Source organism: Halomonas sp. GFAJ-1 (genome assembly GCF_000236625.2).
GTDB lineage: Bacteria > Pseudomonadota > Gammaproteobacteria > Pseudomonadales > Halomonadaceae > Vreelandella.
Genome location: NZ_AHBC01000019.1, coordinates 1 through 20,674 on the forward strand (window position 1 = coordinate 1; position 20,674 = coordinate 20,674).

Genomic DNA, 20,674 nt, shown 5'->3' on the forward strand with positions numbered 1-20,674 from the left:
GGTGATCACGATGCTGTTGATCGTGCCGTTGGTTTCAACGCGGCCACTGAAGGTGACGTTGTCTTTTTCACCGTCGTTGATCAGGCCATCGGCGGCGTCGAAGGCGATGTTGTTGTTCTCGCCAGTGCCATCGCCGGGGGCGACGGTGTCGATAGCGCCATTATCAAAAGCGGTTGCTTCGTTTCCAGCCGCATCCGTAATACTGGCATCTACGGTGTAGTCGCCTTCGGCTAGCGGCGTGGTTACTTCAACACTCCATGTGCCGTCAGACCCCACTACTGACTCTAGTTCTTGGGTATTGCCTGCAGCATCGGTGACGATGACTGTGACCGTGCCGCCAACTTCATTGGAAGTGCCAGTAATTATCGGCGTATTGTCGTTGCCGCTGGGGGCGTCGACAGTAAGCGTGGGAGGTGTAGTATCAACAACGACAGTGTCTGCATCATCAGTGGCGGCAGCGACGGCTCCGCCATCAAACTCAACGAACTCCGCACCTTCTAGGCCTCCATCAGTGCTAAAGGCCAACGGGTCGGTTTCTTCCGCGACTCGCGCAACGCGCACGAAGCTACTCCCGCCACCGCCGCCACCACCGGCGCCAGCACCTGCTGCAGTGGCATCAAGTAACTCGAGTAGGTCACCGTCATCATCTAATGCTGACAAAAGTGCCTCAAGGTCATCATCCATCGCACTGGCGTCTTCTGTCGCTACGATGAGATCACTGTCTAACTCAGGAGTGACGGCAACTTCCTGACCACCTTCGACGACACTGGCGCCGCTGCCGTCGGCAAAATCTAGCTGCACTTGGCCATTGGCAGAGGTAATTAAGACCTCGCCTTCTTGCAGCACATCACCAATACGCAACTCGCGAATATTACCTGCTTCATCACGCGCCCAAGCTTGGCCAGAAATTGCAATAATGGTTGCAGCTGCCATGTGTCACTCCTCGATCACAAATGTAGAGCCACTGTTCTAGTAAATTGGCACCAGACTGAATAGCGGCATATATGTCGATACTAGGAGGTAAAACAACAGAAAAGTATTGTACCGATGGACAAAAAAGCGCGCCTTATGAGGAGGCGCGCTTCAGGTATCAACAAACTATCTCATTAGAGTAACTAGCTTATAGTAAGGGCTATTAATTAGCTGTTTGTTCAGAAACAGGCGCCAGCTTTAATATCAGCTGTAACCGGTCACGCACCGTTAGCTTTTTGAAAATAGCGCTTAGATGCGCTTTCACCGTACGCTCAGTAATATCTAACTGACGCGCTACCTCTTTATTAGTTGCACCGCGAGCAACTGCCAGGGCTACGCCCCGCTCACGCTCAGTAAGCACGTTCAAACATTCACTGTACTGATCCTCTTCCCCGCCTAAGCGGTTTTGCAGTGCCTTAAATGTTCCACCCATCACTTTTGCAAGCAGTTCTTGGCCCACCCAAACCCCTTGATTGGTCACGACAAGAGCCACTTGGTTAAGCACATCAGGCGCCGCAAACGTATGCACATAACCTCTCGCACCAAGGTCAAGTGCTTGCAAGGCTTCTCGCTCACCAGGGGCATAGCTCATCACTACTGCGATGGCTCCCTTTGTCGTAACTGCATTGATAAGAACATGCCAATCCTCAACCGTCGTTAGCAGCCAAACTACATCGTTGGGCTGAAGATGATCACTCAGCGTTTGAGGTGTCAAGATAGATGCCTCGGGGAACGCTTTTATCCAACGGGCTTTTAGGCTGCCATCTGTTGTTATAAACCAATGCTTCATTAACGCTCCCCCATGGAATCTCGCCATGCTCTTAAAACAGGCTTAAGCAGGAACTGCATCACCGTTCGCTTACCTGTCACAATGTCTACTTGTGCCGTCATGCCTGGAATAACCTGAAGCCGCTCGGCGATGTTTTCATCTTCCGTGCTACGCACACGCACCAAGTAGAAGGTATTGCCATCATCATCAGTGATAGTGTCCGCACTAATGTGATCAAGCTCTGCCTGCAATCCACCAAAAATGGCGTAATCGTAGGCAGTAAGCTTAATAGTCGCAGGCTGTCCAGGGTGCAGGAACGCAATATCTTGGGGGGCGATGCGCGCCTCTACCAGCAACTGCTCATCACTGGGCACAATTTCGACAACCTCTTGGCCGGGTTGGGCAACACCACCGATAGTGTTGATGTGAAGCCGCTGAACGACACCATCCACGGGCGAACGAATTTCGGTAAGTCGCACACGATCCTGTAAACCCGTACCCGATTGCTGAAGCGCATTGAGATCACCTGAGACTTGTGCCAGGTCGTTGCGCCACTCGCTCCTTCTCTCTGCCCCTAGCTCTCGTAGCTGTGTTTGGGCTTCCTCTACAGCGGCCTCTAAGCGTGATACGGCTGCATCTGCTTGATTACGCTCGCCGGTCGCTCTGGAAACTTCACGCTGCAGGCGAAGCACCTCCACTTCTGAAACAGCACCTGAAGCAAGTAGCGGCCGAGTTAAGTTCAGCTCTTGGCCAGCCATATTGGCTTCGCGTTGTGCAGTATCTCTGCGTGCCTGTGCTTCTCTGAGCTCTTCACGGCGCTGACGAATGCGATCATTCAGCACTGTTTCCTGCTCTCTAAGCTCCTCTCGTCTGCTTTCGTAGACATCGCGCTCTTGCATAACAATACCAGGCACTTCTTGTCGTAACTCCTCGGAAGGCTCAAACGCTGTATTAGTTGCTAACGCGCGTAAGCGCTCCGCCCGGGCTTCCAGCGCAAACCGCTGTGCTCGGTTTTCACGAAAGTCTGACACAAACCGAGTGGGGTCAATTTGCATAAGCACTTCGCCTGCACTGACCACCTGCCCCTCTCTTACCCTGATCTGCTCGACCACGCCACCATCAAACGACTGAATACGCTGTAACTGGCTAGCAGGTATCACGCGTCCAGAGCCACGGGTAACTTCATCAATTGGTGCAAAATATGCCCATGTTACTAATACAATAATCGTCAGCAACACCGTGTAGAGAAACAGACGAGCGCGAATAGGCTCTTGCTGCATTCGTGCCCAGTCAGTATCACTCGCCCAGTCACGACTGAGGTGCGCAGAAGTAACACGCCGTGCGAACAGGCGATCCATAAAGGGGCGAAACGGTTTTTGACCTTTTTCCGAGAAACGCCCTATGGCTTCGAAGCCTTTTTGCTCTGAGGTTGAAGAGGGTTTCTTAGTCATTACGACGCCCTCCCAATCTGCCCTTTCCGCAATGCTTCAACTACCGTATCACGAGGGCCATCGGCCACGACCTTACCGGCATCCATAACAACGATACGATCCACAAGGGAGAGTAACGAAGTGCGATGTGTCACCACCAGTATCGTTTTACCTGCGGCTACTTTGGTGAGATTGGCCTTAAACGCCTCTTCGCTGGCGTTATCCATCGAGCTAGTAGGCTCATCCAATAATAGGATAGGAGGGTCTTGCACCATCGCCCTGGCAATGGCGACTGCCTGTTTCTGCCCACCAGAGAGAGCCTGTCCACGCTCGCCTACCTGAAGATCAATGCCATTAGGATGGCTATTCACCAATGACTCTAAGCCAGCGATTTCGATAGCTCTTAGTAGCGCCTCATCATCTATGCGGTCACTTCCGCCGCCTGCCACAATGTTGTCGCGCAATGAGCCAGCGAAAAGACTTACATCTTGAGGTACATAACCAATGTGACGACGCAGCTGGAGAGGGTCTAACTGCCGAATATCGACGTTATCAATGAGCACCGCGCCCGATGTGGGTTGGTAAAAACCTAATAAAAGCTTATTGAGAGAAGACTTACCGCAACCAATACGGCCCAGCAAAGCAACTTTTTCGCCCGATTTTATAGAAATAGAAACATCTCGCAGCGCTTCGCGCTCTTCATCAGGGTAGCGTAACGTGACCTTATCCAAACGGATGCTGCCCGAAACACTCGGCTTTTCCACATAGGCTTTGCCTTCGTGACGCTCAACCTGTTTACCCATCACGTTATTCAGCGACTCTAATGCTGTCGAAGACTGGTGATACTGCGCCAACAAAGCGGCGGCTTGACTAATAGGCGCCATCGCTCGAGACGAAAGCATATAAGCCGCAATTAACCCACCTTGAGTCAGGTTGCCCTCAATGATCTGGTATACACCCACAATAATGACGCACACCGCTACGCTATGCTGGGCCCATTGAGCAACATTGGAGACTGATGTGCTCACCAGACGTAGTTGAGCAGAGGTTCTTGAAAGAAAAGCAGACGCTTTTTCCCAGTGCCGCTGAATCCGACTTTCCGCCCTTAATGCTTTTACATTTTCTAGCTGCGAGACCGACTCGACTAAAAGCGCGTTACGCTGTGCACTCACTTCCCAGGTGGTTTGTGAAAGCTCGTGAAGCTTGCCTTGCGCGGCCAGCGCATAAAGCAGCACAAATACGATACCCACCAGTACAGGTAGCACTAACCAAGGATTAATTAACGCAATAATGGCGGCAAAAAGCAGTACGAAGGGCAAATCAACAATGCCTATGACCGTCGCAGATCCGATAAACGCACGTACTGACTCAAACGACTGAAGTGTTGCCGTAAAAGAGCCAGTAGACGCTGGACGCTCTTCCAAACGCATCCCTAGCACTTTGGCCATGATTGAAGAGGAGAGCTTTACATCAGCACGACTAGCCGCCAAATCAACAAAACTACTGCGCATTAAGCGCAGCGCCAAATCGAAACACAACACAATAAAAATGCCTAACGCGAGCACCCAGAGGGTCTCCGTCGCCTGATTAGGCACTACGCGATCATAGACATTGAGCACAAACAGCGGCATCGCCAGTGCAAATAGGTTAATCGCGATTGAGCCAAGCACAATATCGCGATATAGCCGCCTATTTTCACGAATAACGCCCCAAAACCAGTGTTCATCCCGCCGTTTTTTAACGCCAGACTCCGAGGTGCTGTCAACGCGAAATTTAGGTCGTACGTAGATTGCCTCGCCACTGTAACCAGAATACAGCTCCTCCAAAGGCACTTCTATGTCGGCCTCTGAAAGCTCAGGGAAAATCACCCGAGCTTTTTGGTGCTTGAGGTCTAACCCTAAAAGCACGCAAGCGCGGCCAGGCTCCAACAGCAAAATCGCCGGAAAAAGAGCAGGATTGAGCGCTGACAAATTGCTTTTTACAATTCTGGCGGTTAACCCTGCCCGTGAAGCGGCTCGACCAAATACTGATGGAATAAGCTTGCCTTGCTCTAACGGCAAACCAGCCTTTAAAGCCTCAGATGACACTTCATGCTGATGATAGGAAGCAACCGTTTTCAAGCATTCCAACAGTTCATCGCTTGGCTCCTGCCCATTACTACGGGCAGCTTCAGACACTCTCAGCTGACTTTGCGCCACAGAAACCTCATTTTCCTTCCGAAATATGAACATCCCGGATGACTAGATGCACATAGCTCACAATTTAACCACGTGTAATAAACGCATCCGCATAGCCAAATCCTTGCAATTCAGACTGCAGTGACTTGGCATCATCAAAGGATTCAAAAGGCCCTACTTGCACACGGAAGTTCCCTGCGGCAGCTAACACTCTAGCGCCATCGGTTAACTGATTACTTAACTGGTTACTAAGCGCCTCAGCGCGCTCAATAGCACTTAAAGACGCCACCTGAACATAAAGACCTTGGACTGGTTTTGGCGCTGACATGTGTGTAACAGCCGCTTCAACAGGAGCAGCCATCACCACATTTTCAGATTCTGAGTAAGCGCTTTGCGGCATATCGTTTTGCCGCGCAGAGATTCCACGTGTGAAATCATCTAGGGTAAAACCACGCGGCCCCTCTACACCGCAAGCCATGCGAATATTGTCAGCCATATCCTCATAGCCAAGCTCGCTAAGGCTTGGGATGTCATCTCGGGTGACTTGCAGGGTATGCATGAGCTGACCCATCGCAGCAAGCGTACGCGCCTGGGCCAATGTCAGATCAAACTGCGCATTGGAATACGCGCGACTGGCTTCAAAGAACTCGTTTTCACTGTCCAGTACGTCTAGCAAGGTACGCTGACCAATATCAAACTGCTGTTGATACGCGCCACGGACGCGATCAATCGACTGGCGATGCTCATTTAAATAGCTAAGTTGCTCGCTCAAACGCTGAGTGTCGTTATAAGCAATTTGCGTCGTCTGCCTCACATTAGTGCAAGCGGTTTCACGCTGATTTTCAGCTTGTTCAATGCGTGTGCTTGCCGCATTAAAAGCTGCTTGGTCGGAACCACCACGATAGAGGTTCATGCTAGCGACTAACTGAATGCTATGCTCGTCCCGGCGACCTGCAATCGCATCATCCTGGTTATTGGTGCCTGTGCGCCCTTGAATATCCAACCGGGGCATGTATGCGGACCGAGCACCCTCTAACTCCGCCCGTTGCACGGCAATGTTCTCAATGGCCGCGTGGAATTCAGGGTTACCCTGAAACGCCATTTCTACCGCTTGGCTAACATCCTCTGGTAACTCATTTGCCAATGAAGGAGCTGGCAGCATATTTTGCGCGGGTAGCGTGCCTACAATACGCTGAAAACGTGCCGTTACGTCATGGAGGTTGGACGCCTCGGTCATGAGATTCGATTCAGCAAGTGCTAGGCGGCCGCTGATTTGCTCTAAATCAACACCGCGCCCCGCTCCCGAAAGCGCCCTTTCCTCAATTTGGCTAAAAACACGCTGGTGCTCTCGGTAATTATCTTGTGCTAAACGGACCAGTTCGCGATGCCGAAGCACATCAACGTAGGCCCTAAAAGCCTCTAGCGTTATCTCTTCACTTGCACCAAGTAATTGAAAATATGCGATCAGCCTAGCACGGTCTAAACGCTCAACTTCACTGCGGGTAGCAAAACCATCGAACACCATTTGCGTAAGCGTTAATTCTGCGAAATCAGAGCTATAGCTGCCACGACCGTCATTTTGCTGATCTTGCCGACCCACTCCAGCACGTACATCAATTGACGGCAGGTAATTGCCCCTTGCACCCCTTGCGTCACTACCCGTGGCACTAAAGTTAGCCCAGGCTGCATTTACTTCAGGGTTAGTAACAATGGTTTGCTGGATGGTGCTTGGCAAGTCAGTGGCACCAGGTGCGTACAAACTCGCTGGAAGCGATTGTGCAAGCGCTGAAAGTGGTAAAAACGCCAGGGTAGTGACCGTTAACGGCCGAAAAGCGTGTTGTGAAAATAGTTTTTTCAATTTCAAAGTGACGTTGCTTTTCATGGTCATAATTTCCTTGTGAACGTTTGAGGCTGCTCACAAACAAGCAGCCTGCACTTTTCAGCACCTGTAGAACCACTTACTTGGCTTTTTCTCACAGCCAAAATAAAAGAACTAGTTTGCCAACCAAAAACATCTCATAAAGCAAACTTCGTTTTAGTGAGACTAGCTTAATTTAATTACGCTAGCATTTCTATTCTCCCATCAAAGCAAAAGTCACAAAAACTTACAATAAAACTATTAAAAAAACATTACCCCTTGGTGCTAGTTTGCCCATGCCCTGGCAGCTGCTGAATCGCCAATCCCGATAAAATTAATGCTAATCCCACAAGCGTAGAAGCCAGCAACGGTTCACCAGCCACGAGATAGAGAAGCAACAATGAAACAGGCGGGGATAGAAAAATCAGATTAGACACCTTAGCTGTACGAGAGACTTTTTGAACCGCCATTTGCCAAAGTATGAAAGCGATGCCCATTTCAAATAGCCCCACGTACACACCTGCACCAATGGCTGGCCAACCAGGCCACTCAAAGCCAGGGCCCAAAAGCAATAACACCGTTAACACAGGCAGCCCAACGCTAAAATTCTGCCATTGGCCAACCAGGGGTTGACGCTTGTCCTTGGTATTGAGCAGCCAATAGAGCGCCCAAAGCAGTGTCGATGACAGCGCCAATACCACGCCTAATGGGTCTTCAAACGCAACGTCGATCACCTGCCCCCGTGTCGCAATTACCCATACGCCGGAATAGGCCACTAAACCCGCCAAAACGTCTAACCGCGTCAGCCGTTGACCCAGTAAGGGAACGGCTAAAAATGCCATGGCAAGCGCCCAGGTATAGTTCAGCGCCATCGCTTCTTGCCCAGGCAATCGGTCGTAAGCCCCGAAAAGAGCCAGGTAATACGCAACTGGATTCATCAACCCTGCCCAGGCGGCGGTCTTCCAGCCACTGCGTAAGGCCGATGCAAGGTTGCCTTGCTTAATCACTACCACGCCCATCAGTACCCATGACACCAGTGCGGCCAGCCACATAAGCTCCAGAGGACTCATCCAGACAAGGGCCACTTTGAAAGCAGTCGCAACCGTTGACCATAACGCAACGGCACCTAACCCATAAAAAATGGCCTGGCGATCCTGATTCATCGATCTACATGCCCAAGATTAAGGCTCGGCTCGATATGGTCTCTTACCTGTTGCTTTAGGGATTTAATGTCAGGGAAACCGCCATCACGCTGACGTTCCCACAGCAACGAGCCGTCACACCATATTTCAAATGTGCCACCATGGGAGGGTGAAAGCGCTACTTCAGATAAGCGCTCGCCGAAGGTGGATAGCAACTCCTGTGCGTACCAAGCACTGCGAAGCAACCATTGGCACTGGGTACAATAACGAATATGAATTCGCGACATACTGAACTCCGTAAGCTGTTAAAGCGTGTATGTTATTAAGGTGTAATAGCCCGGCATTTTGTCACCATCCATCAGCAACCGCCAAGGACCCCCTAATGGCTGAACACAACGTATCTCAATCACGTTTATACGAGTGGCTGACAGGGGACGACGACAGCCGCATGTGTGATGACATCCCTGAAGAAGCCTGCAATGAACAGCCTCGTAACTTTTTCAAGCATCTCATCGCATCGCTAGGTAATAAGCTGGCCGACGAGCTATCCAGCGCTCGCTTGGTGTTACCGTGGTTAATGGGCATTATCGGTGCGCCAGTTTGGATGGTGGGCCTTTTAGTCCCTATTCGTGAAGCAGGCGCGCTGCTGCCGCAGTTATTTGTGGCGGGCTTTATTCGCTTACGACCACAACGTAAATGGGCGTGGGTAGTCGGCGCTGCTCTACAAGCCCTGGCCGCCTTTGCTTTAGCACTGCTTGCCTTAATGGGCAGCGGCTCTTTGGGGGGTATGTTGGTGCTGTGCGTGCTGGTATTGCTTGCACTGGCACGAGGACTATCATCCATTGCCACCAAGGATGTATTGGGCAAAACCATTGCCAAGCGGCGGCGTGGCACACTAATGGGCTGGAGTGGCAGCGTAGCAGGTGCTGCCACGCTGGTGGCTGGCGGGGTACTGATGTGGTTCGGAGACCGCCCCGGCAATGTGGCTCTGGCCATTTTGCTTAGCGTGGCAGGTTTGGGGTGGCTGCTTAACGCCTTTTGCGCAGCCCGTATAAAAGAAACCCCAGGCGCGGTCGAGGGTGGCGAAAATGCCTGGGACAGCATTAAGCTAGGCCTCTCGTTAATGAAATCAGACCCCACTTTTTTACACTTTAACCTCTCCCGCTCTTTGCTCCTATCAAGTGCTTTGGCTCTGCCCTACTTAGCCCTTCTCGGCCAACAACAGAGCGGCACTGAACTAGGGGGGCTGGGGCTGCTAGTAGTCGTCTCTGGCATCGCTGCAATAGTAGCAAGCCCTGTATGGGGCAAGCGGGCTGACCAGTCGAGCCGCCGTGTGATGCGCGACGCTGCCATCGGCACAGTACTGTGCTGTCTGCTAGGGGCTAGTCTTGGCTGGCTTCCCGGGGAGTGGACCCAAAGCGTGTGGCCTTATGCGGTTATTTACGCCTTGCTAGTCATTGTGCACCATGGCGTACGCTTAGGGCGTAAAACTTACCTCGTTGATATGGCGAGCCAGGATAACCGCGCGCTCTATGTTGCTCTTTCTAATACACTAACAGGCGTTTTAATGCTTATCGTCGGGGGTATCATTGGCGCCATTGCGCAGTGGCTAGGCAGCGCTATGTTACTGGTGATACTTGCCGTGACTGCTTTCTGCGCCATGCTCAGCGCCCAGCGTTTACCTGAAGTAGAATAGCGCTATCGGTACTCTTTTTAGCATTCGCTTACGTTAAGGTTTGTCAATCGCCTTAACCCACCCGAATAGTTAACCTCAATAGTAGCAATAGTGGTTTGCAAAGCATGGCAACGCTCGCCATGATAGGGAGTAGATAGCGGTGGCTAGTTGGTTTTTTTTGCTATTTTTGCTTTGTTAGCGAACATAAAATGCAGCATAGTCCCGCATCAAGAGATTTCCACAAGGCAAGCCCCGCGTTGACTTACAACGTCATGGCTACGAAAGAATGAGAGCGGCAACAGGAACCCATTGATGAAACGATCTCCTTTAATTAGCCCTGAGCTACTCGAACGCATTGTTGACGCTTCAGAAGATGGTATTGTCGTTGCGGAGCAGGAAGGCGACGAAAATATACTCATCTATGTAAACAAGGGGTTTGAACGCTTAACCGGCTATAGTGCTGATGAAATTCTTTACCGCGACTGCCGTTTCTTACAAAACGAAGACCGCGACCAAGATGCCTTAGCATCCATTAGGGACGCCCTGAAAGATGGTCACCCCTCGCGAGAAGTGCTGCGCAACTATCGTAAAGACGGCACCATGTTCTGGAATGAACTGTCGATCACACCAGTCTATGACGAAGCCGATAACTTGATGTACTACATTGGCGTACAAAAAGATGTTACTGAGCGTGTAGAAGCGCAGCTAGCGCTTGCCGCGCTGCAAAAGCAGCAGGAGCATGCCAAATAATATTATTTGAGCGAATTTAAAAAATTGCGCTTGATCTTTAACCCAAGCAGCGTTATATAGCGGCTAAGTACTTATGAAGCAGTACATAGTGCTAGGCGCTTCTTATCTAACTAACGTTTAAGCAACGTAAGATAGGAAGCCATTGTGATGCCGGCGCGCCGGCTTGGGTTGGAGGGCATACCGTGAGCCGTGACCCCTTAAATCGTGAAACCTACACCACCGAGACACTTGACGCTGACGAGTTTGATAACTTGGATGCTGTTAACGATGATCATTACGGTAAAAGCAAACCCAGCAAAGCAGATACCCTACGCGCTCGACGACAAGTTGAAGCTTGGCTGGAAGAGCGGCGACTGCAACGTGCTATAAAAGACGACTGGGAGGAAGAAGAGTAGCTGATCGCCAATATAGCCGGCCGTGCACATAGCGCTATCAAGCCCGGGCATCAATGATTACGCTTCTTTATTTCAAAACCCTCTAGGTATTTATTGTTCAGCCGTTACCTTCTTGATGCTCCGCTTTGTCCAGAATAGCCGCAGCTTTATCGCTATTCTGGCCTTTGTGCGCCCTGAGCACTATCATCTAAGCCTAACGCCAGCACTCAGTGGCGTCTCTTTTTTCCATCAACCTAACGGATCTCCATGGCGCAATACGTATTCACCATGAACCGGGTTGGCAAAGTTGTGCCACCCAAAAAGCAAATTCTCAAGGATATATCGCTATCGTTCTTCCCTGGCGCCAAAATTGGTGTGCTCGGCTTGAACGGTGCTGGTAAGTCCACACTGCTGCGGATCATGGCCGGTGTCGATAAAGAGTTTGAAGGTGAAGCTCGTCCGATGCCTGGCATTAATGTGGGCTACCTCCCCCAGGAGCCGCAGCTCGATGACGAAAAGAGTGTGCGCGACACTGTTGAAGAAGCATTAGGCGCTATTAAAGAAGCCCAAGAGAAGCTGGATGCCGTTTATTCTGCCTATGCCGAACCTGATGCTGACTTTGATGCCCTAGCCAGTGAACAAGCGCGCCTTGAGAACATTATCGAAGCCGCTGACGCACACAACCTTGAGCGAAAGCTTGAAGTTGCAGCCGAAGCCCTGCGCCTGCCGCCCTGGGATGCCAAAGTAGGCAACCTATCCGGTGGTGAGCGCCGTCGCGTGGCGCTTTGCCGCCTGCTGCTCTCCAGCCCAGATATGCTCTTGCTGGATGAGCCTACTAACCACTTGGACGCAGAATCAGTTGCCTGGCTGGAGCGTTTCCTCCACGACTACAACGGCACCGTAGTGGCTATCACCCACGACCGCTACTTCCTTGATAATGTAGCTGGCTGGATTTTAGAGCTGGATCGTGGTCAAGGCATCCCGTTTGAAGGCAACTACTCTCAGTGGCTTGAGCAGAAGGATCAGCGCCTCTCTCAAGAAGCGAAGCAAGAAGCCACCCGCCAAAAAGCGATTAAGCAAGAACTTGAGTGGGTACGCAGTAACGCTAAAGGACGCCAAGCTAAAAGCAAAGCTCGCCTTAACCGTTTTGAAGAAATGCAGTCAGGCGACTTTCAAAAGCGTAACGAAACCAATGAAATCTATATTCCACCTGGCCCACGCCTAGGGGATAAGGTCATTGACTTTCACAACGTGGCTAAGCGCTTTGATGACAAACTGCTCTACCAAGACCTGTCGTTTAGTATTCCTCAGGGCGCTATCGTGGGCATTGTGGGCGGTAACGGTGCAGGTAAATCGACACTGTTTAAGCTAATCACAGGCAAAGAGCAGCCTGATGCAGGCGAGGTGGTGATTGGCGAAACGGTCAATATCGCTTATGTCGAACAGCTTCGCGATGCACTGGATGATAAGCAAACCGTCTGGGAAGCCGTCTCCGATGGCCAAGATGTTCTCAATATTAACGGGTATGAAGTTTCATCACGCGCTTACGTTGGCCGTTTCAACTTTAAGGGTAACGACCAGCAAAAGCGGCTAGACGAACTCTCCGGGGGTGAGCGTGGCCGACTCCAGCTTGCACAGACGCTGAAACAGGGCGCAAACGTGCTGTTGCTGGATGAACCCTCTAATGACCTGGACATTGAGACTCTACGGGCACTTGAGGAAGCGTTATTGGCTTTCCCTGGCTGCGCCATGGTGATCTCGCATGATCGCTGGTTCTTAGACCGTATCGCGACGCATATTCTGGCATTTGAAGGAGACTCTGAAGTAGTGTTCTTTGATGGCAACTACACAGATTATGAAGCTGATCATAAAAAGCGGGTCGGCAACGATACACCTAAGCGAATGAAATATAAGCGCATTGATGCCTAAAGTTGATGCCTAAAGAGCTATTACCGGCCCACACCTAGCTTGTATAAGCAAAGCATCTAAGTAGCAAAAAGCCCCTGGCTATTATATATAGACAGGGGCTTTTTGTTGTTCTCACATTACGTCACTTCAACGACGCCGACCGGTAAAAATCGATACCAAAAACAGAATCAAAAAGATTGCAAATAAAACCTGAGCAATAGTTGAAGCTACCCCAGCGATACCTGAGAAACCTAATACACCCGCAATAATGGCGATAATCAAAAACAGCATTGCATTGCCTAGCATCGTCTTACTCCTTTTCCATGGTGACGTTTCTGCTATAGCCGATAATAATCCTGTCATCAGAGAATACGCTCGAAAGCATATCTATCTCAGCGCTTATAGGGCACTTTTCTCCGCCTATCGACTACTTACCCTCATAAGGTTTGGCTATAAAACGCTATCCGTCAAGGACAAATATCCGCCAACCCTACGCATAATAGGCAATTTTCATAACGCCACTGGCCAGCAGACCCACTCCCCACTTGATCGGCGTGGGAAACCGGGTGCCACTAGCCTCAATAGCAAGCCGAGCATGATGGCCGTTATCCGCCGCCATTTGACGAAAAAGGGGACGAGAATTAAGGTCTTCAACAGGCAACTGGGTGGACTGCTCACTGAGTTGCTGGCTCATTAATTCTTTTGTGACCGCCGTCATACCCAAACCAAAACGGTCGCCGATAGCGCCCGCTGTTAATCCCAGCCCAAGAGAGAAACCATACCAAACAGGTGTAAAGTAACTTGTGCGGCTCTTAAGCTGGGCAAGCCGCTGATGGCACCAGGCAAGATGGTCCAGCGTTTCCCCGCACAGTGACTCAATTTGCCGACGTGAAGCCGGCAGTTTAATAAGCGCCATTTGCCCTTGATAAAACCCCTGAACACCTACTGTCGCAATATGGGCCGCCCGTACCAGCCCGGCAACATGTTGACGCTCAAACTCATCCAGCGCCACTTCAGCAACGGCAGCGGCTGGGTTGATTCGGCTTGCCACAACGGCATTAGGCACCAGGGTACGTAAAGCACTATCCATGTGAACAATTAGACGATCTGAACGGCTCAGCTGACGCTCCATCATAACGCTTACTCCGTTAAGCAGTGTTGTGGGCGACGTTACCTGCCCTACTAACCTGCAGGCCACGTAAATTGGCGCCCACCCATTAGATGCATATGAATGTGATAAACCGTTTGGCCCCCCATTTCATTACAGTTCATGACTACACGATAGCCATCATCGGCAAATCCTTGCTGCTTAGCTAACTGAGCAGCGGTGTACTGTAATCGACCAATAATCGCCAAGTCACCTGACTCAATATCGTTTAGCGTTGCAATGTGCTTTTTAGGGATAATGAGATGATGGGTAGGCGCTTGAGGGCTTATGTCATTGAAGGCGAGGACATGTTCATCCTCAAATACGATATCGGCGGGAATTTCACGGTTAATAATTTTGCAAAACAGGCATTCCATAGCGGCCTCCTTCATTATTGTAATAAAGCGAATTTCAATACAACAACACGTTCAAACGTAAACCAATAGGCTAGCGAAAACGGCGTTGAGCGAGCAAATGACGCACCAAAGGCGCTAGTATCAACTCCATCGCCAGCGACATACGTGCCCCAGGCACTACCAAGGTATGTGGGCGGGTCATAAAGGCGTCTTTAATCATCGCTAATAACCAAGGGAAGTCTACCGTTGATGGGTCCCTAAACCGTATGACCACGAACGACTCTGCATCCGTTGGAATATCCTGCACCTCAAAGGGGTTTGAGGTATCTACCGTAGGCACCCGCTGAAAATTAATGTGTGTACGGGAGAACTGCGGCTGGATATAACGCACATAGTCATCCATACGCCCTAGAATAGTATCGATGACCGCTTCTTGAGAGTAACCACGGAGCTTCGTATCACGGTCAATTTTCTGGATCCATTCCAGGTTCATGGTTGGCGCGACACCCACTAACAAATCAACATGGCGCGCAATATCATACTCCTGGGTCACCAACCCGCCATGCAACCCTTCATAAAAAAGCAGATCCGTGCCACAAGGTAGAGACTGCCACTCGGTAAAGGTGCCCACCCGATACCCTGCTTCGATTTTTTGCTTATCTTCGGCATGAATATAGTGGCGGAAAGTGCCGGTTCCGTGTTCGCCGTACTCAACAAAAAGCCCTTCTAGCCGATCAAGAAGATTAGCCTCCACTGCAAAGTGAGATAGCTCATCTTTGCGCTCTGGCTCTTCACGGAACATACGCTGCAAATCATCACGGGTATAACGATGAAACGCATCGCCATCTACCATAGCAGCATGCACATCTTCACGTAGGAACATGCGCTCAAAGCTACGCCTAACCGTGGTGGTTCCCGCGCCTGATGAGCCAGTTATCCCAATGATGGGGTACTCCCGGGACATTAGGTTCCCCTCGCCTGGGCTAAGGCCTGTTTAACGCTCTCAGGAACATCCACAGGCCGCCCAGTCGAAAGGTCCAGCAGCAGCTGATTCACCCTCGCGGTCGCTACTACTTTATCCTTTTCAGCGTTGCGAATACGCTGGTAAACCGTGAGTGCTTTGCCGGTCGGCTCGGGTACCGCCGTATCAATAACCAGTGCATCAGGCCAGCGTGCTTCATATTGATACTGAACCGCCAAATCCACCACCACGCTGGGATACCCCTGCATGTCCCACTCCGGCAAGCCAAGTGCCGCGAAGGCGTGCACCCGCGCTTCGTGGAGCAGCGACACCAGGGCATCATGCCCCAAGTGTCGCCCGTAATTCATATCGGTTACTCGTACCGTTAAGGGGTGACGATGAATAACCGCTGCCGCAGGAAACTCCAGCGTAACTCGCTCCATACATGACTCCTTATCGGTGAAAACAGGCGGTAAAACGTACTCTTTTGATTCGTGTTCACTCTTCCCGAGCAATGGCACGAAACGCAATATCCCGGCGATACTCTGCGCCATCCCAGTGAATCTTGCTGACGCCTTGGTAGGCCAGTTGCTGCGCAGCAGATACGCTCTCTCCTAACGCGGTAACACACAGCACTCGGCCGCCAGCGGTGGCGATACTGCCTTGATCGGTTTGCACGGTTCCTGCATGAAAAACTTTACAGTGTGTTTTCTCTGCCGCTTCCAACCCCTGGATAACATCGCCTTTACGATAGCTACCCGGGTAACCGCCTGCCGCTATCACAACGCCTACAGCAGCCCGGCTATCCCATTCGCACTGCTGTCCGGCAAGCTCGCCTTTTGCTCCAGCCAAGCAAAGTGCAGCAAGGTCTGACTGCAAACGCAGCATAATTGGCTGTGTTTCAGGATCACCAAAGCGACAGTTGTACTCAATGACTTTAGGATTTCCTTCGGCGTCAATCATAAGCCCAGCATAAAGAAAGCCCGTATACGCATTGCCCTCTTTCGCCATGCCCCGCACGGTTGGCAGAATGACCTGCTCCATGATGCGTTCGTCTACTTCTGGAGTAACTACCGGGGCTGGTGAATATGCACCCATGCCTCCCGTATTTGGGCCAGTGTCGCCATCGTAGGCACGCTTGTGGTCTTGGCTAGTGGCCATTGGCACCACATTCTCACCATCCACCATGACGATAAAGCTCGCTTCTTCTCCCTCAAGAAACTCTTCAATAACCACGCGAGCACCCGCGTCCCCGAAAGCATTAGCGTCAAGCATATCGCGAACCGCTGATTCCGCCTCCGCTTCACTCATCGCCACAATGACGCCTTTACCAGCGGCTAACCCGTCCGCTTTAATCACAATCGGCGCGCCTACTTCCGCTAAGTAAGCGAGCGCTGGCTCTACGGTGGTGAATGTTTGATAGTCAGCGGTAGGAATTTTATGGCGGGCCAAAAAATCTTTCGTGAACGACTTGGAGCCTTCCAGCTGAGCGGCCTGTTGAGTAGGACCAAAAATCGTTAGCCCTGCTGCCTGAAAACGGTCAACAACACCGTCAACCAAGGGGGCTTCAGGCCCTACTACAGTTAAACCAATTTGCTCGCGCTGAGCAAACGCGACTAATTCAGCCAAATCGGTCGCGGCAATATCAACATTGGTGAGGCCAGGCTCCGTTGCCGTGCCCGCATTACCTGGGGCGACAAACACCTGTTCGACATCACTAGATTGAGCCAATTTCCATGCCAACGCATGTTCACGGCCACCGCCACCTATCATCAAAACTTTCATGGTCGTCCTTCTTAAACGAGAGAGCGTTTATGGGGCGCATTATGCCACAACGCAGCCCCAAGTGGTCTTATGTGTAAGTAGAGGCTCTGACAGCGACAACGTGGATAAGTAGCGGCTTATGAACAGTGGCGTTACGGCTTTTTATCCTCTTTAGGTTCCGGCTTCTCTTCGTCTTCCGGTGGCGTTGGCTGGTTGATCGCTTTTTGCCAAAAACGCATGTTCTCTTCCGCCAGTTCGCGCATAAACTCTATGGGCGAATGGCGCATGGCCTGCTTCCACTGGGTTTGCATACGTTTTTGCTGTTCCAGCATCAGCTGAGTGCCCTGCTCAAGATAGCGAGCCAAAGGTAGCGGAGAAGACATATCGTAAACACGAATCAACTGGGCCAACAGGTCATTAGAAAACACCTCTGCCTCGCTATCCGCTTGCTCCTGTTCGATAATAATCGACAGTAAAATCGTGCGCGTTAAGTCTTCACCGCTTTTAGCATCCTCGACGCGAAAAGGCTCTTCTTCAATAATCAAACACCGCAGATCTTCAAGCGTTACGTAACGACTCTGTTGAGTATCGTATAACCTGCGGTTGGCATATTTGCGAATTACGCGCACTGCGCATCTCCTTAAACGTGATAGAGGCTTTTGTCGCCGTTGCTGGTATTGTGCCTGCAACACACGCTCATGCAAGCCAGCTTAACCGATTAGCCGCGTTAAGCGAGCCTCTCTTATGACAATAGACGACCACCATGAACCTGATTCTGCTTGATCCCAACGACATAGGCGCTGACCACCATGTTCGCATTACCGATGCCCGCCGTCTCAAACATTTAATAGAGGTTAATCGCGCCACCGAAGGCGAAAGCTTCAACGTGGGCATTCAAGGCGGCAACATGGGCAAAGCCGAACTTATTGAGCTAAGCCATGAGCAAGCTATTTTCTCACTAGGCCAGTTAGAAGAATTACCGCCACCTCCCCTGCCCGTTCATTTGGTACTGGCCCTGCCTCGCCCTCGCATGCTGGCTCGCACCCTGGAGCACGTCACTGCCCTAGGGGTAAAACAGATCACTCTGCTGCACACCAAGCGGGTAGAGAAAAGTTACTGGCAGTCGCCAGAGCTTCGCCCGGATAAAATACATCAGCACCTGTTACTCGGCCTTGAACAAGCCAGAGATACTCAGCTGCCCACCATCACTCTACGTAAAGGCTTTAGGCCGTTTATTGAGGTGCAGTTGCCGGCATTGCTGAATGAACGGCGTGGCTTAGTCGCCCACCCCGGCATGCCAAACCCATGCCCTAGAGGCATTAGCGATGAAACGCTGCTGCTTGTTGGCCCAGAAGGGGGATTCATAGAGTGGGAAGTAGAGCAGTTGCTTGCCGCAGGCTGCCAAGGCATGCACCTAGGCCCTCGCATTCTGCGGGTCGAAACGGCAGTTACAGCGCTGTTATCACGGCTGTTTTAAGAGGCTATGAGACAGACGACCCTGCGCCTGTGATTACACACTCATTAGGTCTGCTCATCGTCGGGGTCGTAAGGCACGTGCTCTGCATTATCCCCACACTTAGGGTTTTGCAAAAACGTGCTACGTACATCAAGCAAGCCTAAGTGACTGATCGTGCGGCGGCCTAAGAGCAGTGGGTAGATCATCTCTTCGCGATCACGCAGGCTAAACTGCTCTTCGTAAAGTGTATCGCCCATACAGACATCCATCAGTACTACTGGACGTTCATCGCGTCCCCCGGCGCCTCGCACCGTAAGCTCGCGATATAGTGGACGCTCAATTTGATCGCTAAACGTTTCACCACTCTCTTGATCTTCGAGCTTTAGGCGAAAACGTACCCACTCTTCGCCCGCTTTTTCAAAAAGCTCGATATCACGTGCATCCATCGATGACGTAAGGGCGCCGCTATCCAACTTCGCCTTAACCGCAATACCCCAAGGCTCGATAGTGGCATTTTCAACCCAACCAAAGACATCAGGCTTCTCAGCGTTAGCGTTGGTACCTATCATTAAGGTACCGACCATTACCGTAGTTGCTAATGCGCCTGCCCATGTCGCGCCTAAAAACGTTTTACCCATTGCATCTCGTCCCTGTTGAGAAATTAATTAGCGAAGCAGATCCAGCAACGCCTGGGTTGCGAAACCATCCGGCGTCAGCCCCTGATCACGCTGGAAAGCGCGCACTCCTTCCCGCGTATTGGGTCCCATAATACCGTCTGCGGTACCCACCGAATAACCAGCACTGTTCAAACGCTGCTGGAGAGTTCTGACATCATCACGGGTTAAAGGTGCCTGATCTCTCGGCCAAGAGCCGCTGATACCCGCTCGACCAGCAATGGCGTCGGCAAGTGTCGCCACGGCTAACGCGTAGCTGGTCGCGTTGTTGTAACGCAAAATAGCGCGGAAATTAGCCCCTACTATAAAGGCAGGCCCTTCTGCCCCCGCAGGGACTATAACGGCAGCGCTCTCAAATGCTGGAAGCTCACCACTCACCGCACGTACACCCTGCGCTGCCCACTCCGCACTACTGCGCCGCTCGGTTTGCGAATAATCAAACGATGACGGTAGCACGACCTCTGCGCCCCACGGCTGCCCTGACTGCCAGCCAGCACGCGCCAAGTAATTGGCCGTTGAGGCCATCACATCAGGAATACTACCCCAAATATCACGGCGGCCGTCGTTGTCGCCATCCACTGCATAGGCTTCAAAACTACTGGGTATGAACTGAGTATGTCCCATAGCCCCTGCCCACGAACCGCGCATTTGCTCAGCGGCGATATCCCCCTGATCTATAATCCGCAGCGCGGCGAGAAGCTCTCCCCGGGCAAAATCCTGGCGGCGCCCGTCATACGCCAGCGTCGCGAGTGACTCTAGCGTTGAGAAGTCGCCAAAATTGCTACCGTAGTTACTTTCGATACCCCAAATCGAGACAATAATTTCAGCGGGAACACCATAGCGTCGCTGCATTTCGAGAGCCGTGTCACGATGCTGTTCAAGCTTTTCACGACCATTATTGATACGTGTACTAGACACAGCCGTGTCCAAGTAGTCCCATATCGGGCGGACAAACTCAGGCTGATGGCGATCAAGTTCAATGACACGCTCGCGATAGCGCAGCCCGTCAAAAGCAGAAACAAGCGTTGCTTCACTAATGCCTTGAGCAGCAGCATAACGCCTAAACTCACTCAACCATTGATTAAAACTGGCATAGCGAAGCTCTTCTGCTGCCCGCGCATCTACTTCAGTCATTAACCGCTGGCTCGCCTGTGCGTCGACACTCACTACAGAGGCCGCACCTGTCGCGAGCAGTAATGATAAGCAAAACGCCGCACCAGAACCTAGTGACCCTTTATTTTTCAATAACATAGCAACACTC

21 protein-coding genes are annotated in these 20,674 nt (G+C 51.4%); 5 read left to right on the forward strand and 16 right to left on the reverse strand.

The features are described 5' to 3' along the window. The 7 genes from MOY_RS16655 to MOY_RS04705 form a co-directional block, all read right to left on the reverse strand. A partial coding sequence (locus MOY_RS16655; protein ID WP_009097046.1) for a retention module-containing protein occupies positions 1-933 on the reverse strand: 933 nt, incomplete at its 3' end. Between the two features lie 202 nt (positions 934-1,135). Next, entirely contained in the window at positions 1,136-1,762 is a 627-nt protein-coding gene (locus tag MOY_RS04680) for a response regulator transcription factor (RefSeq protein ID WP_009097047.1), read from the reverse strand. After that, complete coding sequence (locus tag MOY_RS04685) at positions 1,762-3,192, reverse strand: HlyD family type I secretion periplasmic adaptor subunit (RefSeq protein ID WP_009097048.1); 1,431 nt, start codon at positions 3,190-3,192, stop codon at positions 1,762-1,764. Before MOY_RS04685 ends, MOY_RS04680 begins: the two co-directional genes overlap by 1 nt. After that, a complete protein-coding gene (locus MOY_RS04690; RefSeq protein WP_009097051.1) occupies positions 3,192-5,369 on the reverse strand; it encodes a type I secretion system permease/ATPase in 2,178 nt (725 codons plus the stop codon). Before MOY_RS04690 ends, MOY_RS04685 begins: the two co-directional genes overlap by 1 nt. A gap of 64 nt (positions 5,370-5,433) precedes the next feature. Next, positions 5,434-7,230, reverse strand: a complete 1,797-nt coding sequence (locus tag MOY_RS04695) for a TolC family outer membrane protein (RefSeq protein WP_009097052.1) — start codon at positions 7,228-7,230, stop codon at positions 5,434-5,436. Positions 7,231-7,478: 248 nt separating this feature from the next. Next, on the reverse strand, positions 7,479-8,369 hold the full coding sequence (locus tag MOY_RS04700) for a DMT family transporter (protein WP_009097053.1): 891 nt from the start codon (positions 8,367-8,369) through the stop codon (positions 7,479-7,481). After that, positions 8,366-8,635, reverse strand: coding sequence for a SelT/SelW/SelH family protein (locus tag MOY_RS04705; RefSeq protein ID WP_009097054.1), 270 nt, complete (start codon positions 8,633-8,635; stop codon positions 8,366-8,368). The genes MOY_RS04700 and MOY_RS04705 overlap by 4 nt, the downstream gene beginning before the upstream one ends. Before the next feature lie 95 nt (positions 8,636-8,730). Between MOY_RS04705 and MOY_RS04710 the strand changes: the two genes are divergently transcribed. The 4 genes from MOY_RS04710 to ettA all read left to right on the forward strand — a co-directional run bounded on the left by MOY_RS04710 (position 8,731) and on the right by ettA (position 13,076). Continuing rightward, the gene (locus MOY_RS04710) at positions 8,731-10,044 is read left to right on the forward strand and encodes an MFS transporter (RefSeq protein ID WP_009097055.1); all 1,314 of its coding nucleotides are present in this window, start codon (positions 8,731-8,733) and stop codon (positions 10,042-10,044) included. A gap of 291 nt (positions 10,045-10,335) precedes the next feature. Next, the gene (locus tag MOY_RS04715; RefSeq protein ID WP_009097057.1) at positions 10,336-10,773 is read left to right on the forward strand and encodes a PAS domain S-box protein; all 438 of its coding nucleotides are present in this window, start codon (positions 10,336-10,338) and stop codon (positions 10,771-10,773) included. A 182-nt stretch (positions 10,774-10,955) separates the two neighbouring features. Further along, entirely contained in the window at positions 10,956-11,168 is a 213-nt protein-coding gene (locus tag MOY_RS04720) for a PA3496 family putative envelope integrity protein (protein WP_009097059.1), read from the forward strand. Between the two features lie 246 nt (positions 11,169-11,414). Then, positions 11,415-13,076, forward strand: coding sequence for an energy-dependent translational throttle protein EttA (gene ettA, locus MOY_RS04725; RefSeq protein WP_009097061.1), 1,662 nt, complete (start codon positions 11,415-11,417; stop codon positions 13,074-13,076). Positions 13,077-13,202: 126 nt separating this feature from the next. On the opposite strand, the gene MOY_RS16850 is transcribed toward ettA, so the two are convergent. From MOY_RS16850 to phaR, 7 genes are all read right to left on the reverse strand, one after another. After that, the gene (locus MOY_RS16850; protein ID WP_009097063.1) at positions 13,203-13,361 is read right to left on the reverse strand and encodes a DUF1328 domain-containing protein; all 159 of its coding nucleotides are present in this window, start codon (positions 13,359-13,361) and stop codon (positions 13,203-13,205) included. A 184-nt stretch (positions 13,362-13,545) separates the two neighbouring features. Further along, positions 13,546-14,190: a 3-demethoxyubiquinol 3-hydroxylase gene (locus tag MOY_RS04735; RefSeq protein WP_009097065.1), complete on the reverse strand. Its 645-nt coding sequence runs from the start codon at positions 14,188-14,190 to the stop codon at positions 13,546-13,548. Between the two features lie 47 nt (positions 14,191-14,237). Next, a complete protein-coding gene (locus MOY_RS04740; protein ID WP_009097068.1) occupies positions 14,238-14,579 on the reverse strand; it encodes a histidine triad nucleotide-binding protein in 342 nt (113 codons plus the stop codon). A 70-nt stretch (positions 14,580-14,649) separates the two neighbouring features. Then, positions 14,650-15,522 carry a phosphoribulokinase gene (locus tag MOY_RS04745; protein WP_009097071.1) on the reverse strand — a complete coding sequence of 291 codons (873 nt, stop codon included), beginning with the start codon at positions 15,520-15,522 and terminating at the stop codon, positions 14,650-14,652. Further along, the gene (locus tag MOY_RS04750) at positions 15,522-15,962 is read right to left on the reverse strand and encodes an acyl-CoA thioesterase (RefSeq protein ID WP_009097072.1); all 441 of its coding nucleotides are present in this window, start codon (positions 15,960-15,962) and stop codon (positions 15,522-15,524) included. The genes MOY_RS04745 and MOY_RS04750 overlap by 1 nt, the downstream gene beginning before the upstream one ends. 55 nt (positions 15,963-16,017) lie before the next feature. Then, complete coding sequence (gene purD / locus MOY_RS04755) at positions 16,018-17,304, reverse strand: phosphoribosylamine--glycine ligase (RefSeq protein WP_009097073.1); 1,287 nt, start codon at positions 17,302-17,304, stop codon at positions 16,018-16,020. Positions 17,305-17,435: 131 nt separating this feature from the next. After that, positions 17,436-17,912 (reverse strand): polyhydroxyalkanoate synthesis repressor PhaR, encoded by a 477-nt coding sequence (gene phaR, locus MOY_RS04760; protein ID WP_009097075.1) that lies wholly within the window; start codon positions 17,910-17,912, stop codon positions 17,436-17,438. Between the two features lie 134 nt (positions 17,913-18,046). Between phaR and MOY_RS04765 the strand changes: the two genes are divergently transcribed. Beyond that, positions 18,047-18,760 (forward strand): 16S rRNA (uracil(1498)-N(3))-methyltransferase, encoded by a 714-nt coding sequence (locus tag MOY_RS04765; RefSeq protein ID WP_009097077.1) that lies wholly within the window; start codon positions 18,047-18,049, stop codon positions 18,758-18,760. 44 nt (positions 18,761-18,804) lie between these two features. On the opposite strand, the gene rloA3 is transcribed toward MOY_RS04765, so the two are convergent. Together rloA3 and MOY_RS04775 are read right to left on the reverse strand one after the other, a co-directional pair. After that, a complete protein-coding gene (gene rloA3, locus MOY_RS04770) occupies positions 18,805-19,377 on the reverse strand; it encodes a retropepsin-like aspartic peptidase RloA3 (RefSeq protein ID WP_009097078.1) in 573 nt (190 codons plus the stop codon). Positions 19,378-19,404: 27 nt separating this feature from the next. Beyond that, on the reverse strand, positions 19,405-20,664 hold the full coding sequence (locus MOY_RS04775) for a lytic murein transglycosylase (RefSeq protein WP_009097080.1): 1,260 nt from the start codon (positions 20,662-20,664) through the stop codon (positions 19,405-19,407). Positions 20,665-20,674: the final 10 nt, after the last annotated feature.

Bases quoted from the DNA above. Each gene is read 5' to 3' on its own strand.
- MOY_RS04685 (WP_009097048.1), bottom strand. From the start codon at position 3,192: ATGACTAAGAAACCCTCTTCAACCTCAGAGCAAAAAGGCTTCGAAGCC.
- MOY_RS04710 (WP_009097055.1), top strand. From the start codon at position 8,731: ATGGCTGAACACAACGTATCTCAATCACGTTTATACGAGTGGCTGACA.
- MOY_RS04680 (WP_009097047.1), bottom strand. From the start codon at position 1,762: ATGAAGCATTGGTTTATAACAACAGATGGCAGCCTAAAAGCCCGTTGG.
- MOY_RS04705 (WP_009097054.1), bottom strand. From the start codon at position 8,635: ATGTCGCGAATTCATATTCGTTATTGTACCCAGTGCCAATGGTTGCTT.
- MOY_RS04775 (WP_009097080.1), bottom strand. From the start codon at position 20,664: ATGTTATTGAAAAATAAAGGGTCACTAGGTTCTGGTGCGGCGTTTTGC.
- MOY_RS04700 (WP_009097053.1), bottom strand. From the start codon at position 8,369: ATGAATCAGGATCGCCAGGCCATTTTTTATGGGTTAGGTGCCGTTGCG.
- MOY_RS04765 (WP_009097077.1), top strand. From the start codon at position 18,047: ATGAACCTGATTCTGCTTGATCCCAACGACATAGGCGCTGACCACCAT.
- rloA3 (WP_009097078.1), bottom strand. From the start codon at position 19,377: ATGGGTAAAACGTTTTTAGGCGCGACATGGGCAGGCGCATTAGCAACT.
- MOY_RS04740 (WP_009097068.1), bottom strand. From the start codon at position 14,579: ATGGAATGCCTGTTTTGCAAAATTATTAACCGTGAAATTCCCGCCGAT.
- MOY_RS04695 (WP_009097052.1), bottom strand. From the start codon at position 7,230: ATGAAAAGCAACGTCACTTTGAAATTGAAAAAACTATTTTCACAACAC.
- ettA (WP_009097061.1), top strand. From the start codon at position 11,415: ATGGCGCAATACGTATTCACCATGAACCGGGTTGGCAAAGTTGTGCCA.
- MOY_RS04735 (WP_009097065.1), bottom strand. From the start codon at position 14,190: ATGATGGAGCGTCAGCTGAGCCGTTCAGATCGTCTAATTGTTCACATG.
- purD (WP_009097073.1), bottom strand. From the start codon at position 17,304: ATGAAAGTTTTGATGATAGGTGGCGGTGGCCGTGAACATGCGTTGGCA.
- MOY_RS16850 (WP_009097063.1), bottom strand. From the start codon at position 13,361: ATGCTAGGCAATGCAATGCTGTTTTTGATTATCGCCATTATTGCGGGT.
- MOY_RS04715 (WP_009097057.1), top strand. From the start codon at position 10,336: ATGAAACGATCTCCTTTAATTAGCCCTGAGCTACTCGAACGCATTGTT.
- MOY_RS04750 (WP_009097072.1), bottom strand. From the start codon at position 15,962: ATGGAGCGAGTTACGCTGGAGTTTCCTGCGGCAGCGGTTATTCATCGT.
- MOY_RS04745 (WP_009097071.1), bottom strand. From the start codon at position 15,522: ATGTCCCGGGAGTACCCCATCATTGGGATAACTGGCTCATCAGGCGCG.